The organism is Streptomonospora wellingtoniae (genome assembly GCF_031845375.1).
Taxonomy (GTDB): domain Bacteria; phylum Actinomycetota; class Actinomycetes; order Streptosporangiales; family Streptosporangiaceae; genus Streptomonospora; species Streptomonospora wellingtoniae.
This window is the reverse complement of sequence record NZ_JAVREK010000042.1, coordinates 1-13,389: the sequence shown is the minus strand read 5'-3', so window position 1 is coordinate 13,389 and position 13,389 is coordinate 1. Positions and strand designations below refer to the sequence as shown.

The window sequence follows — 13,389 nt, the reverse complement described above, 5'->3', positions numbered from 1 at the left end:
AAACATGGCACAAAGAATAAACACGCGCTGTTGAGTTCTCAAGAAGCGACCGCTCATCCGGTACAAGCCCCGGCCCCGCCAATGAAGCGGGCCCGCTCAGACTCTATCCCAAGAGACGGAATCTCCCGGCGAATCCGAGAACCGAATCGTTCGTGTCCGCGAATTCGCTGTGACTTCTTTGAATTTACCAGTCTGCCGCGACACCGCCAAATTGGCCGCCGTTCGGCTCCGACTGGTTCTCCGGAGTCTCCGGTCGCCGATCGCGGCGTCCGGAGCTTCTTCAGTGAGGTTACCAGGCACACTGAATGCGCATGCCTTGATTTCCTAGATCGCGAGTGCGGTCCGGCTCGGACGCCTTCGACGGCTGTCCACCGGCCCGCATCGGCCTACATACGATAGGTTCCGCGCACGGAGACGTCAAGTCAGGCCGGTCGTCCTGCTCCTTGACCGTATGGGGGTGCGGTCGGAGGGTGGATCGGACTCCGGCTCCGTGCTCGCGCGGTGGGTGCCGGCCTCAGGCAAGCCGACGCTCTCCGCGCGGTAGGTCAGGTCCTTCTGTTCCACCGAGGGTCCTGCCCCCCGGTCCCGGTGCTTAAACACATCCGCTAGAGCCGTTGTTCCGGCCCGCATCGCACGCCCGGACACCCGGACCGCCCCCGGCGACGGAGGCAGGAGCCCGCGGGGCCCGTTCCTCCGCCGCCGTTCACACGCTCGGTTCGGGAGCAGGGCCCGGCCGCGCTCAGCCCCGGTCGAGGACCACCCCGCCGACGTTGCGCTTGCCCCGGCGCAGCACCAGGAAGCGCCCGTGCAGCAGGTCGTCCGATCCCACGCGGGCGTCGACGTCGGTGACCTTGGCGTTGTTCAGGTAGGCCCCGCCTTCCTGGATCGTGCGCCGGGCCGCCGATTTGCTCGGCACCAAGCCGGTCTCCGTGAGCAGGTCGACCACCGCGGCGCCGTCCGCCGCCGGACCGGCCGCCGTGGCGGTGGGCACCTCGGCGAGCGCGGCGCCCAGGGTCCGGGCGTCGAGGGCAGCGAGGTCGCCCTGCCCGAAGAGGGCGCGGCTCGCCTCGATCACCTTGCGGCACTCGTCCTCGCCGTGCACCAGCGTGGTCAGCTCCTCGGCCAGGGCGCGCTGCGCGGCGCGGGCGGCCGGGCGCTCCCCGGTCTGGCGCTCCAGGTCCTCGATCTCCTCGCGGGAGCGGAAGCTGAACACCCGCAGGTAGCGCGCGACGTCGCGGTCGTCGGCGTTGAACCAGAACTGGTAGAAGGCGTAGGGGCTGGTGAGGCCCGGGTCCAGCCACACGGTTCCCGACTCGGTCTTGCCGAACTTGCTGCCGTCCGCCTTGGTGAGCAGGTTGGTGGTCAGCCCGTGGGCCGGCCCGTGCGGCTCGTTGCCCTCCATGCGGCGGATCAGGTCGAGGCCCGCCGTGATGTTGCCCCACTGGTCGCTGCCGCCGATCTGCAGCGTGGTGCCGTGGCGGCGGTAGAGCTCGACGTAGTCGTAGGACTGCAGCAGCACGTAGCTGAACTCGGTGTAGCTCATGCCCTCGCCGTCGAGGCGGCTGCGCACCGTCTCGCGCGCCAGCATCTGGTTGACGCTGAAGTGCTTGCCGACGTCGCGGAGCAGATCGACGGCGCTCATGGCGCGCAGCCATTCGCCGTTGTCCACCATCAGGGCGTCGGTGGCCGCGCCGGTCCCCTCGGGCGCGAAGCGCAGGAACGCCGAGAGCTGGAGGCCGAGGGTGCCGACCCATTCCTCGACGGTCTCGACCGAGTTCAGCGCGCGCTCGGCGCTGGGCTTGGGGTCGCCGATCAGGCCTGTGCCACCGCCGACGAGCGCGACGGGCCGGTGTCCGGCACGCTGGAACCGGGCCAGGGCGAGAATCTGGGTGAGGTGGCCGACATGCAGACTGCCCGCTGTGGGATCGAAACCGCAATAGACGGTGACCGGGCCATCGGCGAGCGCCTTGCGGAGTTCGTCAAGGTCGGTGGTCTGCGCGAGGAGTCCGCGCCATTCAAGTTCGTCGATGATGTCGGTCACGGTCGTCTTTCCGTCGTAGGACCCTCCGCGCCTGGGGCGTCGCGGGGCCGTCGTCGTGTGCGGTCGAGCTCCACCCACCGTATCCGCTGCGTCCGATCGGCGCCCGGCGGATATCCGCACACCCGGCCCCTCGGGGACGTTGACATTCTTTTCTAATAGGATTAGCTTTTTGGCTATGACTATTAGCCATCTACTTCCGGCCCGTCGGAGGACCGGCGTGAGGTACCGGCAGCGCCCGGAGCCCGCCGTGCACGCGACCGCCGCCCGCGCCGTCCTCTCCGCTGCGGGCCCGGACCGGGGCGGGCCCGGACTGTCTCGTGGCTAGGGTCGGGCTGACTCCGGCGGCGGTGACCGAGCAGGCCGCGCGGGTCTGCGACGAAGAGGGGTTCGACCGGCTGTCCCTGGCCGCTGTGGCCAAGCGCTGCGGTGTCGCTGTGCCCAGCCTGTACAAGCACGTCGGCGGACTGGAGGCGCTGCGCCGGGAGGTCGGGACGGCGGCGGCCGCGGAGATCGCCCGGGTGCTCGGCGACGCCGCGATCGGCCGCTCCGGCGCCGACGCGCTGCGGGCGGTGGCCCGGGCCTACCGCGACTACGCCCGCACGCGACCGGGCCGGTACGCGGCGCTGCAGCAGGCGCCGCGACCCGAGGACGACGCGGGGGCCGCGGCCGTCTTCTACCGTTCGGTCGAGGTTCTGGCCTCGATCCTCGCGGGTTTCGGCCTCCCCGATGAGGCGCGGATCGACGTCATCCGCTGGCTCCGCGGAACGCTGCACGGCTTCGTCGACCTGGAACTGCGCGGAGGTTTCGGTCTCCCCCAGAGCGTGGACGGCAGCTTCGAGGTCGTGGTGGAGGCGCTGGTTCAGACCCTGCGGAACTGGCCACGGGCGGAAGATCCCGAGCAGGAACCGGACGGATCAGCTGGACTCGGCTGAGCAAGCGTCCGCCGCGCCGCGTCGGGGCCGGGGCCGCCGGCGCGGGGGCCGCCCGGCTTCCGGCGTCGGATTCCGGACATCCGGAGTAAGGGATTGTTCACACCTCGCGTGATTCGCCGATCACCCGCTGTGGGCCAGCCTCGTGGTGTCCGAAAGACCCCCGCTCAGGTTTTGGAGACCCGAATGCCAGGCCCCCTGCGTCCCGCCGCGTCCGCGGCCGCGGCCGTGCTCGCCGCCCTCGCCCTGCTCCTGTCCGCAGCCGCACCTGCCCAAGCGGCACCGGCACCCCCGCCGCCGCCCGGGCTCGCCGAGGCCCGCGACCAGCTCGCGCAGTTGCGATCCGAGCCGGAGGGCTCGTCGTCCGACTACGACCGCGACCTCTTCCCGCACTGGTCGGCGGTCGAGGGCAACTGCAACGCCCGTGAGACGGTGCTGCGCCGGGACGGGTCCGGCGTCGAGGTCGGCACCGACTGCTACCCCGACTCCGGCAGCTGGACCAGCCCCTACGACGGTTTCACCACCTCCGACCCCTCCGAGGTCAGCGTCGACCACATGGTGGCGCTGGCGGAAGCCTGGTACTCCGGAGCCGACACCTGGTCCACCTCGCGCCGCGAGTCCTTCGCCAACGACCTGTCCACACCGCAGCTGTGGGCCGTCAGCATCTCCAGCAACAGCTCCAAGGGCGCTGACGACCCTGCCGAGTGGATGCCGGAGCGCACCGGCGTGCACTGCGACTACGCCAAGAGCTGGATCAACGTCAAGTACGAGTGGGACCTCAGCGCCGACTCCGCCGAGGTCGCGGCGCTGGAGGACCTGCTCGACTCCGCCTGCTGACGCCCGACCGCCCCACACCGCGGCGGCGGTGCGCACCCGATCGCGCACCGCCGCCGCGCCGCTGTTCAGCCGAAGAGCACGTTCTCGCCCAGGTGCTCGGCGATGGCCAGCGACGAGGTCGCCGCCGGGGACGGCGCGTTGCGTACGCAGGAGAACCGGCCGTGGGTGTCCACCGCGAAGTCGTCGAGGAGCTCGCCCCGGCGGGTGAGCGCCTGGGCGCGCACTCCCGCAGGCGCCGGGCGCAGGTCGGCGGAGGTGATCGCCGGCACGAGGCGGCGGGCCTGGCGGGCGAAGACGGCGGTGGAGGCCGAGATCGCCATCTCGCGCGCGCCCATGGTCCAGTGGCGGCGGGCCAGCCGCCAGAACCCCGGTGCCGCAGCGATGTCGGCGAGGTCGCGCGGCAGCACGTCGCGCAGCCGGTAGCCCTCGCGCGCGGCGGCCAGGATCGCGTTGGGTCCGGCCATGACCTCGCCGTGGACGTGCCGCGTCAGGTGCACGCCCAGGAACGGATAGCGCGGGTCGGGCACCGGGTAGACCAGGCCCCGCACGAGGTAGCGGCTGCCGCGCGCCAGCTCGTGGTATTGGCCGCGGAAGGGCACGATGCGGGGTTCGACGGGCGCGCCCGCCATGCGGGCGAGGCGGTCGCTGTGCAGGCCGCCGCAGATGATCACCCGGTCGAACGAGCGACGGACCCGCTCGCCGCCCGGGTCGCCGGTGAGCACCTGGGCCTGGTCGGTGTCCTGGCGCAGCGCGATCACCGGCGCGCCCAGCACGATGCGGCCGCCGGCCCGGCGCACGTCGTCGGCCAGCGCCTCGGCCACCGCGATGAAGTCGGTGGTCGCGGTGCTGGGCGAGTGCAGGCCTGCCACGCCGCTGACGTGCGGCTCGATCTCGCGCAGCCCCGCAGGGCCGAGCCGGGTGACGCCCGGCACCCCGTTGGCTTCAGCGCGGCGCTCGATGTCGTCCAGCCGCACCTCGTCCTCGCCGTCGCGGGCGACCAGGACCTTGCCGACCTCCTCATAGGGCAGGCCCCGCTCGGCGCAGTATTCGCGCAGCAGCGACGTGCCGCGCCTGCACAGCAGGGCCTTGAGCGAACCCGGGCGGTAGTACAGGCCGGCGTGCACGACACCGCTGTTGTGCCCGGTCTGGTGCCGGGCGACCGCGTCCTCCTTCTCCAGGACGGTGACGCGGGCGCCGGGCCGGTTCTGCGTGACCCACCCGGCCAGAGCGAGTCCGATGATCCCGCCACCGATGATCCCGATGCGTTCGATGCTCATTCGCGAAACGTAGCAAGGTGCCGCGCACCGCCCGATGGCCCGCCCCGAAAAGGCGCGCGGCATCCGCACGGAGGCGTCACAGGGCGCGCAGGCCCTCCAGGAGCATGTGCAGGACGTCGTCGCCCGGAACGGACTGGGCATTGGCGCACAGGGTCAGGTCGCCGGCCTCGACCATGTCCGCGATCAGCATCTTGGCCACGCTCAGCGGCAGCCCGACCAGGGCGGCGAGCTCGGCGACGGTCTGCGGCGACGCGGCCAGCCGCAGCAGCGACTCGCGTTCGGGGCGCAAGTGGTCGTCGGGTCCGGGCGGCCGCTGCGCCGAGACGCGGGTGAGCAGGTCCAGCCCACTGGTGGCGTGGGCTCCGTCGATGCCGATGGCGAAGGGTCGGACCAGGCGCCCGGGGTCCACGTCGGCCGCCCCTCTACCCGCGTCCATGGCGCTCTCCGTATCCGTTGCCGGCGCCCGATCGGTGCTCGGCCAGGCCGGCCGATGCGGGAGGCGGCGGTTCGACCCCGGCCGGGGCCCACTCCAGCAGGCGGTCCGGGACGACCACCGTGGCGCTGGTGCCGCCGTAGGGAGACGGGCGCAGGCGTACCGCCACTCCGTGGCGCGCAGCCAGCCGCGCCACGACGAACAGGCCCAGGCGCGGCTCCTCGGGCAGGGCCATCACATCGAACTCCGGCGGCTCACCGAGGACGCGGGCGGCCTCGGCGTAGCCCTGGCCGGTCAGGCCCAGACCGCGATCCTCTACCTCGACGGCGACGCCGCCGCTGACGCGTCCGCAGTTGACGTCGACCGTGCTGCTGCGGGGCGAGAACTGGGTCGCGTTCTCGATCAGCTCCGCCAGCAGGTGCACCACGTCGGCGACCGCGGCGCCGCTGAGCCGGGCGCGCGGGGCGGAGGTCAGTCGGACCCGGTCGTAGTCCTCGGTCTCGGTGATGGCGCCGCGCAGCACGTCGGCCAGCGGCAGTGGCTCTCGCCAGCGGCGGGCGGAGCCGGCGCCGCCGAGGATGATCAGGTTGTCGGCGTAGCGGCGCGCCCGGGTCGCGAGGTGGTCGAGGGCGAACAGGCGGCGCAGGGAGCGGGGGTCCTCCTCGTCGGCCTCGATCTCGTCCAGCATGCGCAGCTGGCGCTGGACCAGGGTCTGGTTTCGGTAGGCGATTCCCAGGAACACGCGGTTGGCGCCGCGCCGGATCTCGGACTCCTTCACGGCGGCGCCGACCGCGGTGCGCTGGGCCGTGTCGAACGCCTCGGCGACCTGGCCGAGCTCGTCGCCGCCGTAGTCCAGCCGCGGCAGCTCCGCCGACACGTCGACGCCGCGCCCGGAGCGGGCGCGGGAAGTGATGGCGGGCAGGCGGGTGTCGGCCATGGCGCGGGCGTCGTCGCGCAGCCGGCGCAGCCGGGCGGTGAGCCTGCGCGAGGAGCGCATGGCCGCGTAGATGGCGGCGGCCCCGGCCGCGAGCGTGAGCGCGCCGCCGGTCGCTCCGGCGGCCAGGCGGAGCACGGCAGCGTTCCACGCGGTCTCCACGGCCCGGTCGGTCTGGGCGGCGGCCATCGCACCCAGTCCGGGTTCGGCCGCGCCGGCCGCGCGGTCCCACTCCTGTGCGCCCACGCCGACCTCGGCGTTCCATCCGGCCTCTGCGCCACCGTCGGATACCGGGGGCCGTGTGACCACGGAGCGGCTGAGCCGCTCGGCGGCGTTCCAGGGCTCGGAGGCCGTGAGGGACTCGTAGCGGCGCAGGGTCGCGCCGCTCATGTCGTCGGAGGCGTAGGCGAGGGTGTCGCGGTAGGAGGCGGTGAGGAAGGTGAAGTGCGCGGTCTCCTGGTAGCCCATGCCGCCGGCCGCGATCGAGCCGGCGAGCAGGGCGTCGGAGCGCGCGAACTGCTCATGGGCGGTGGTCAGGCGCCGGGCCAGCTCGGCTTCGGGCCGGCTCGCACCCCGCTCCAGAGGGCGCAGCAGGGCGCCGGTGGCGGCGGCGGTCGCGTCGACGAGGTCGCTGTAGGAGTTCAGAGCCGTGCTGCGGTCGGCTCCGCCGCCGTCGACCTCGGCCCGCAGGTCGTCGAGGCGGGCGCTGCCCGGCGCGAAGGGGCGGGTGCCGGGCAGCGGCTCGCCCTGCGGGCCGGGTCCGAGGCCGGAGGCGAACTCGTGCGCCCGCTCCGCGGCGCCGTCGGTTCGCTCGCGCTGGTCCTCCAGTGCGCGGCGCACCTGCGCGTCGCCGGGCTCGCCGAGGTGCACCTGGGTGAGGCGACGCTCGCTGCGCAGGTCGTCGGCGAGGCGGTCGAACGCGTCGATGCCGTCGCGGCCGTTGGCGACGGACAGCAGCAGCGATCCCGCCTGGTAGGTCTCGACGGCCGCCGTGGCCGCCCACAGCACCAGGAAGCTGACGCTGGGTATCAGCACGATACGAGTGAGCTGCCTGCGTATGGTCGGTCGATGTGCGTCCATGGTCCCCCCAACCTGGAACCCAGACGCTACCGAAGTTCGGTCTCTCCGTGTTGCGGAATGGTCACATTCGGTGAAGCGAATGGTGCGGACCCCGCCGTCCTCGGCGGCGCGCGTGCTCGCGCCACCGAGGGCAGCGGGCGTCGGTCAGCTCTCCGGGCGGTGGCGCGAGCCCACCGGCGCGGGGATGTCCTCGGCCGTCGGCGGGGTCTCGGCGCCCAGGGTGTTCAGCACCTCGGCGTAGCGCAGCGCGGCGATTTTGGCGAGGGTGCTGCCCGCGCCGAGCGGAGCGCTCGCGCGGGCGCCGTAGTGCTGCGCGAGCTGCTCCAGGCGGGCGGCGGGGACCTCCGGGCCCACCACGCTGGGTGCGATGACCGGGCGCGCGCAGCCGGCACTCGACAGCTGGTGGAAGGCGTCGTCCATGCTCGCCCGGTCCTCGAGGTCGGCGGGCAGTACGGTGATGCCCAGCCGCGCCGCCAGCAGCACCGCGGTGACCCCGGCGGCGTTGACGGCCTCGGCGCCGCCGACCGATCCCACGACGACGCCGTCGGTCATCTGTGTGCCGGGGGCCACCACGCTGATCAGGCGCATCCGGTCGGCGCGCACGAAGCCGGCCTCGGCCAGCCGCAGGTGCAGCGTCTCGGCGAGCATCGGGTGGGGGCCCAGCGCCTCGGTGACGCGGGCATCGGCGCCGGCCTCCTCGACGGCAGCGGCAACAGCCTCCGCAGTGGGCCGGTGGGGACCGGTGACCAGCGGGACGACGACGCCGCGCAGCGGGTGGTCGTCGCGCTCCTCCAAGTCGGCGAGGGCCTCGACGAGGTCGCCGCTTCCGGCGCGGCCGTGCTTGATGGTGACCTCGGGCCGGTAGGAGCGGACGAGGCCGGCCATCTGCTCGCCGATGCCGACGCCGTCGGATCCGTCGGCCTCGTCGGCGTCGGCGGGGACGGCGAGGACGAGAGTCGGGGTCCCCACCCAGCTGTCGAAGGACAGCGGATTGCGGTGCCGGCCGGAGCGGCGCCGCGGAAGATCCCGAGGGGGCAGTCTGTCCGGGTTATGCATGCTGTCAGGGTTCACGCGAAGAATGCTAACGACTAGTGAGTGATGATCTCGCCCGAAGCCCGGTCTCCGTCGCCGGAATCGGCGCCGGACCTCGGACTGCGGGGGGATCTCGGGCAGGAACGTGGGCCTATGGTAGCGGTCTGCCGGTCGCCGCCGGGCTGCGCCGGCGCATCACGTGCTCCACGAGTGCGAGGAGGACCGCCTTGCTCGACTCGCGGTCGCGGGCGTCGCTGAGCACGATGGGGACGTCCGCGCCGACGTCGACCGCTTCGCGGACCTCTCGGGTGCCGTAGTCGTGGGCGCCGTCGAACAGGTTGACGGCGACGACGAAGGGGATCCGGCGCCGCTCGAAGAAGTCCACCGCCGGAAAGCAGGTGTCGAGCCGCCGGGTGTCGGCGAGCACTACCGCGCCGAGGGCGCCCTCGGCGAGCTCGTCCCACATGAACCAGAATCGGCCCTGGCCCGGCGTACCGAACAGGTAAAGGACGACCTGCTGATTCACGGTGATGCGCCCGAAATCGAGGGCGACGGTGGTGGTGGTCTTCTCCTCGACGCCGCCGAGGTCGTCGACGCCCATGCTGGCCTCGGTCATGACCTCCTCGGTGCTCAGCGGCGCGATCTCGCTGACCGAGCCGACGAGTGTCGTCTTGCCGACGCCGAAGCCGCCGGCCACCAGGATCTTGACGGCCAGCGGGATGTGCCCGCCGGGATCGCCGCCGGGGCCCGCGCCGGGGGCCGTGCCGTTGTCAGAGTCTGCGGATGCCATCGAGTACCGCCTGCAGGACGCTCATGTGGGGTGGGTCCGAAGCGGGCATCGGTGCACGGGCGAGGACGTCGCCGTAAGCGATCAGGTCGCCCAGCAGCACCTTTACCACTGTCATCGGAAGGTCGAGTTGCGCCGATAGCTCGGCGACGGACACCGGTCGGCCGCACAGCCGAAGGATCGCGGCGTGCTCGGGCTCCAACGGGCCCCAGTCCACCCGCTCCCGAGTGGCCACCACGATGCTGATCATGTCCAGCCCGGCCTCCGCCGGGCGGGTGCGGCCGCCCGTCACGGTGTAGGGCCGGACCAGCGGTCCGGCGGCTCCGTGCCGCGGCAGCGCCCCGTCGTGGCCGCCGCGCTGGCGCCGGTGCCGCACGAGCTCCTCGCCCGCGTCGCGGGAGCGTGCGCCGCCCACCGGGGCGGAGGAGCTCCACACCGCCTCGGTGCCGGGAGCGGCGTCCCAGTCGCCGAGGGGTGCCTGGGCGCGGGGAGGGGGTTCGCGCTCGGCCGCGGTCTCGCGGACGTGGGCGGGGCGCTGCCCGCCGCGGCGGTGCTCGCCCGCGCCCCTCATGATCCGGAGCTCCCCGCCGCCATGGACTCGGGGAACCGGGGTGCTGAGCTGAGGAACTGCCCGACCCGCTTGATGCGCATGTTCATCTCGTAGGCGATCAGGCCCACGTCGGCGGTCTCATCCGCGAGCACCGCCAGGCAGGCGCCCTCACCCGCCGCGGTCACGAACAGGTAGGCGCGCTCCATCTCGACGACCGTCTGGCGCACGGCTCCACCCCCGAACTGCCGACCGGTGCCGCGGGCCAGGCTCTGGAATGCGGAGGCGACCGCGGAGAGGTGCTCGGCGTCTTCGGGGGTGAGTCCGCGGGACCGCCCGATGAGCAGGCCGTCGGCGGACAGCACGATCGCGTGCTCGGCGCCGACGACCCGGTCGACGAGGTCGTCGAGCAGCCAGTTCAGATCGCCAGCAGCGTGGTTGTTCTGCATCATCATTCGCTCTCTCCCGTGTGTAGGCCCGCCGACCGCCCTGCCGGGCGCTCCCCTGCCGCGCCGACCGGCGCGGGCGGCCGTCGGGCTCCCCCCGTGTCATCGCCCGGACCGCCGGGACGATGCGCTCCTGCCGGGTCGTCCGCCGCGCGCGGATCGGGGCGGTGCCCGTCGACCGGCTCGGCGGGCACGGCCCGTTCTCCGGCCTCGGACACGTCCGGCCGCTCCGCGTCGTCGGACTCCTCGCGCCCCTTGCGGGTGCCGATCTGGAAGGCGCTCATCATCCGGCGGGCGTCCTCGGGTGCGCGAGCACGTGCGGGGGCCTCGCAACCCGGGTCGGCGGTGTCCCCCGGGTCGGGCTCCTGGCGCAGCTGCGGCGCGAGGTTGGCCTGCCGGCGGCGCCGGGGCAGGGACGGACGCCCGCCGTCGCCACCTTCGGCCGGCGGCGGAGCGGCGGCGCCGCCCTGCCCCGGTGCGTCGTGTCGATCGGCCGACTCCCGCTGCGCGGGACCGTCGCCGATCTCGGCGGATCCGTGCCGCGCTGAGGCCTCCCGGCGAACCGGCAGGGCGCGCTGGGGGGACCCGTCCAGCCGGCCCGGCTCGGCCTGGACGGCGCCGGACGGCTCGTCGGCGGCGCGGCGCCCGGCGGCGCGCACCGCGGTGAGCACGTCGCCGTCCGTGCGGCCCGGATCGGTGGGCGCGGGCGCGCCGCCGCGACGCTCCGGCCCCGAGGCCTCGGCCTGCGAGATCAGCGCCGCGGGGACGAGGACGACCGCGCGCGTGCCGCCGTAGGGCGAGGGGCACAGCCGCACACCGACGTCGTGCTTGGCCGCCAGCCGGGCCACCACGAACAGGCCCAGCCGGGAGTCCTGGTTCAGCGCCATGACGTCGAACTCGGGCACCTGTTCGAGGGTCTCGTTGGCCGCTTCCAGCACGGAGGCGCTCATGCCCAGGCCGCGGTCCTCGATCTCCACGGCGACGCCCTTGGGCACCACCTCGCTGTGGATGTGCACCACGGTGTGCGGCGGAGAGAAGGCGGTGGCGTTCTCGACGAGTTCGGCCAAGAGGTGGATGACGTCGGCGACGACCGAGCCCGACAGGGAGAGCTCGGGTACGCCGCGCAGTTTCACCCGGGTGTACTCGTCGGTCTCGGAGATGGCGCCGCGCAGGATGTCCACGAGCGGGATGGGGTTGCGCCAGCGGCGGCCGGGGCGCCCGCCGCCGAGGATGATGAGGTTCTCGGCGTTGCGGCGCCCGCGGGTGGCCAGGTGGTCGAGGTGGAAGAGGTCTTCGAGCAGGTCGGGGTCGTCCTCCTCGCGCTCCACGCGGTCCAGCAGCTGGAGTTGGCGCTGCACCAGCGACTGGTTGCGGTGGGCGATGGCGAGGAACACCCGGTTGGCCCCGGCCCGGGTCTCGGCCTCCTTGACGGCCGCGCTGACGGCGGTGCGCTGGGCGGTGTTGAAGGCGTCGGCGACCTGGCCGACCTCGTCCGTGCCGTGGTCGAGGCGGCGCAGCTCGGCGTCGAGGTCGACCGGTTCGGCGTCGGAGAGCCGCCGCACGATGCGGGGCAGCTCGTCGCGGGCGAGGCTGAGCGTGTCGGCACGCAGGCGGCTCAGCCGCGCGGTCAGCCGCGCCGCCGAGCGGGAGGCGACACCGTAGGCGACGGTCCCGGCGAACAGGGAGAGGATCCCGCCGCCGAGCGCGAGGTTGAACATCCAGGTGCTGGCGGCGTCGGTGGCGGCCATCACGGAGTGGACCTGCGCGTCGGCCAGGTCGACGAGGTCGGCGTTGACCTCGTCGGCGGTCGAGCGCCAGCCGTCCAGCCCGTCGGGGGCGCTCCGGTCGGCGGCCCCGGCGCCGGTCACGGGATCGACCTCGATCTCGGGCTCGTAGCCGATGACGGTGTCGGCCAGGTCGTTCATCCGCTCCCACGCGGGGCCGGCGACCATGCGCCCGTGCGCCCGCTCGGCCTCGCCCTCCAGGGCGTGGGAGAGGCCGGCGAGGCGGCTGCGTGCGCCCTCGATCCGGGAGGCGAACTCGGTCTGCCGGCTGATCTGGAGGCTGTCGGCGGCGAGCGCGCCGCTGAGCAGCGCGTCGGCCCGGGTGAACGACTCTTGGGCGCGGATGAGGCCCACGGCGTCGGCGCCGGCGGAGGCGGAGGGGCCGTCGTCGAGGTTGTGGGCGATGGAGTCGTAGAGGCGGACGGCCTCGGCGATCATGCCGTCGTAGGCGGTGAGGGCCGCCTGCGGACCGGTCTCGCCGGCCGTGAGGGCGTCGCGGACGCCCGTGCGCCCGTCGATGCGGGCGAGGTACTCGTCGGCGATGCGGGCCGTACCTGCCTCGGAATGGCCGCGCAGCCCGCCGGCTCGGGACTCGACCTTCTGAAGCGCCTCATCGGTGACGGAGGTCTGGCGGCGCAGCGCTTCGGCGCCGTCTTCCGAGGGGGCGCTGGCGTACTCGGTGGCGAGCCTGCGCTCGCGCTGGAGCTCCACGACCGCGTGGTAGAGCTGGACGCCGGTGCGCCCGTCGCCGGTGGCCACGCGCAGCGAGACCGCCTGGGTCAAGGTGGCCGTGCTCAGCACGGCGAACAGCGCCAGGAACGTGACGCTGGGAATCAGCACGATCCTGTTGAGCTGGGCTCTGATACCGCGATCGGAGCCGCTGTGCTCGCTCATCGAGTTCCCCCCACGACGCGTACGCGGACGCGGGCACCGGATCCGGATCCACGCGGCGAGCGCTCCCATCGCCGGCCGCGGACTCGGGCCCCGACGGGCTGGCGCCTCCCCTGCCACGACGCTCCTCAGTCACGACATGCGCAGGAGCGAATACCCGTGGTGCCCACTGTCCAGGACGCTACAGCACCGGCTTCGGCCGTGCCGGGGGTTTGGGCGAAGTCCCGGGTGAACCGGGGTGGCGCTGGGAGCGGTGGGAGGCACGGGCCGGTCGCGGCGGCCCCCGCACTCCGGCCCCCGGGACCGGACCGCGCAGACGTCGGGCGGGGATCGGGCGGCCGTGCGGGCCGCCCCATCCCCCCCCCCCGGTT

At 73.5% G+C, this 13,389-nt stretch carries 11 protein-coding genes; 2 read left to right on the top strand and 9 right to left on the bottom strand.

All coding sequences use genetic code 11. The features are described 5' to 3' along the window. Positions 1–739: 739 nt before the first annotated feature. A complete protein-coding gene (tyrS, locus tag RM446_RS24315) occupies positions 740–2,041 on the bottom strand; it encodes a tyrosine--tRNA ligase (RefSeq protein WP_311547773.1) in 1,302 nt (433 codons plus the stop codon). 347 nt (positions 2,042–2,388) lie between these two features. Between tyrS and RM446_RS24310 the strand changes: the two genes are divergently transcribed. Both RM446_RS24310 and RM446_RS24305 read left to right on the top strand, forming a co-directional pair. Continuing rightward, on the top strand, positions 2,389–2,973 hold the full coding sequence (locus RM446_RS24310) for a TetR/AcrR family transcriptional regulator (RefSeq protein ID WP_398695822.1): 585 nt from the start codon (positions 2,389–2,391) through the stop codon (positions 2,971–2,973). A 183-nt stretch (positions 2,974–3,156) separates the two neighbouring features. Then, a complete protein-coding gene (locus RM446_RS24305; protein WP_311547771.1) occupies positions 3,157–3,807 on the top strand; it encodes a GmrSD restriction endonuclease domain-containing protein in 651 nt (216 codons plus the stop codon). 65 nt (positions 3,808–3,872) lie between these two features. Here RM446_RS24305 and lhgO read toward each other — a convergent pair whose 3' ends face one another. From lhgO to RM446_RS24265, 8 genes are all read right to left on the bottom strand, one after another. After that, positions 3,873–5,084: an L-2-hydroxyglutarate oxidase gene (gene lhgO, locus RM446_RS24300; protein ID WP_311547770.1), complete on the bottom strand. Its 1,212-nt coding sequence runs from the start codon at positions 5,082–5,084 to the stop codon at positions 3,873–3,875. Between the two features lie 76 nt (positions 5,085–5,160). Next, on the bottom strand, positions 5,161–5,520 hold the full coding sequence (locus RM446_RS24295) for a DUF742 domain-containing protein (RefSeq protein WP_311547769.1): 360 nt from the start codon (positions 5,518–5,520) through the stop codon (positions 5,161–5,163). Next, positions 5,507–7,531, bottom strand: coding sequence for a sensor histidine kinase (locus RM446_RS24290; protein ID WP_311547768.1), 2,025 nt, complete (start codon positions 7,529–7,531; stop codon positions 5,507–5,509). The genes RM446_RS24295 and RM446_RS24290 overlap by 14 nt, the downstream gene beginning before the upstream one ends. A gap of 144 nt (positions 7,532–7,675) precedes the next feature. Continuing rightward, positions 7,676–8,587 (bottom strand): cobalamin biosynthesis protein CbiX, encoded by a 912-nt coding sequence (locus RM446_RS24285; protein ID WP_311547776.1) that lies wholly within the window; start codon positions 8,585–8,587, stop codon positions 7,676–7,678. Positions 8,588–8,714: 127 nt separating this feature from the next. Continuing rightward, positions 8,715–9,353: a GTP-binding protein gene (locus RM446_RS24280; protein WP_311547767.1), complete on the bottom strand. Its 639-nt coding sequence runs from the start codon at positions 9,351–9,353 to the stop codon at positions 8,715–8,717. Next, positions 9,334–9,687, bottom strand: coding sequence for a DUF742 domain-containing protein (locus RM446_RS24275; protein WP_311547775.1), 354 nt, complete (start codon positions 9,685–9,687; stop codon positions 9,334–9,336). Before RM446_RS24275 ends, RM446_RS24280 begins: the two co-directional genes overlap by 20 nt. A 230-nt stretch (positions 9,688–9,917) precedes the next feature. Further along, a complete protein-coding gene (locus RM446_RS24270) occupies positions 9,918–10,349 on the bottom strand; it encodes a roadblock/LC7 domain-containing protein (protein WP_311547774.1) in 432 nt (143 codons plus the stop codon). Next, on the bottom strand, positions 10,349–13,021 hold the full coding sequence (locus RM446_RS24265; RefSeq protein WP_311547766.1) for a sensor histidine kinase: 2,673 nt from the start codon (positions 13,019–13,021) through the stop codon (positions 10,349–10,351). Before RM446_RS24265 ends, RM446_RS24270 begins: the two co-directional genes overlap by 1 nt. Positions 13,022–13,389 lie beyond the last annotated feature (368 nt).

Bases quoted from the DNA above. Each gene is read 5' to 3' on its own strand.
- RM446_RS24265 (WP_311547766.1), bottom strand. From the start codon at position 13,021: ATGAGCGAGCACAGCGGCTCCGATCGCGGTATCAGAGCCCAGCTCAAC.
- RM446_RS24305 (WP_311547771.1), top strand. From the start codon at position 3,157: ATGCCAGGCCCCCTGCGTCCCGCCGCGTCCGCGGCCGCGGCCGTGCTC.
- lhgO (WP_311547770.1), bottom strand. From the start codon at position 5,084: ATGAGCATCGAACGCATCGGGATCATCGGTGGCGGGATCATCGGACTC.
- RM446_RS24280 (WP_311547767.1), bottom strand. From the start codon at position 9,353: ATGGCATCCGCAGACTCTGACAACGGCACGGCCCCCGGCGCGGGCCCC.
- RM446_RS24270 (WP_311547774.1), bottom strand. From the start codon at position 10,349: ATGATGCAGAACAACCACGCTGCTGGCGATCTGAACTGGCTGCTCGAC.
- RM446_RS24290 (WP_311547768.1), bottom strand. From the start codon at position 7,531: ATGGACGCACATCGACCGACCATACGCAGGCAGCTCACTCGTATCGTG.
- RM446_RS24285 (WP_311547776.1), bottom strand. From the start codon at position 8,587: ATGCATAACCCGGACAGACTGCCCCCTCGGGATCTTCCGCGGCGCCGC.
- RM446_RS24295 (WP_311547769.1), bottom strand. From the start codon at position 5,520: ATGGACGCGGGTAGAGGGGCGGCCGACGTGGACCCCGGGCGCCTGGTC.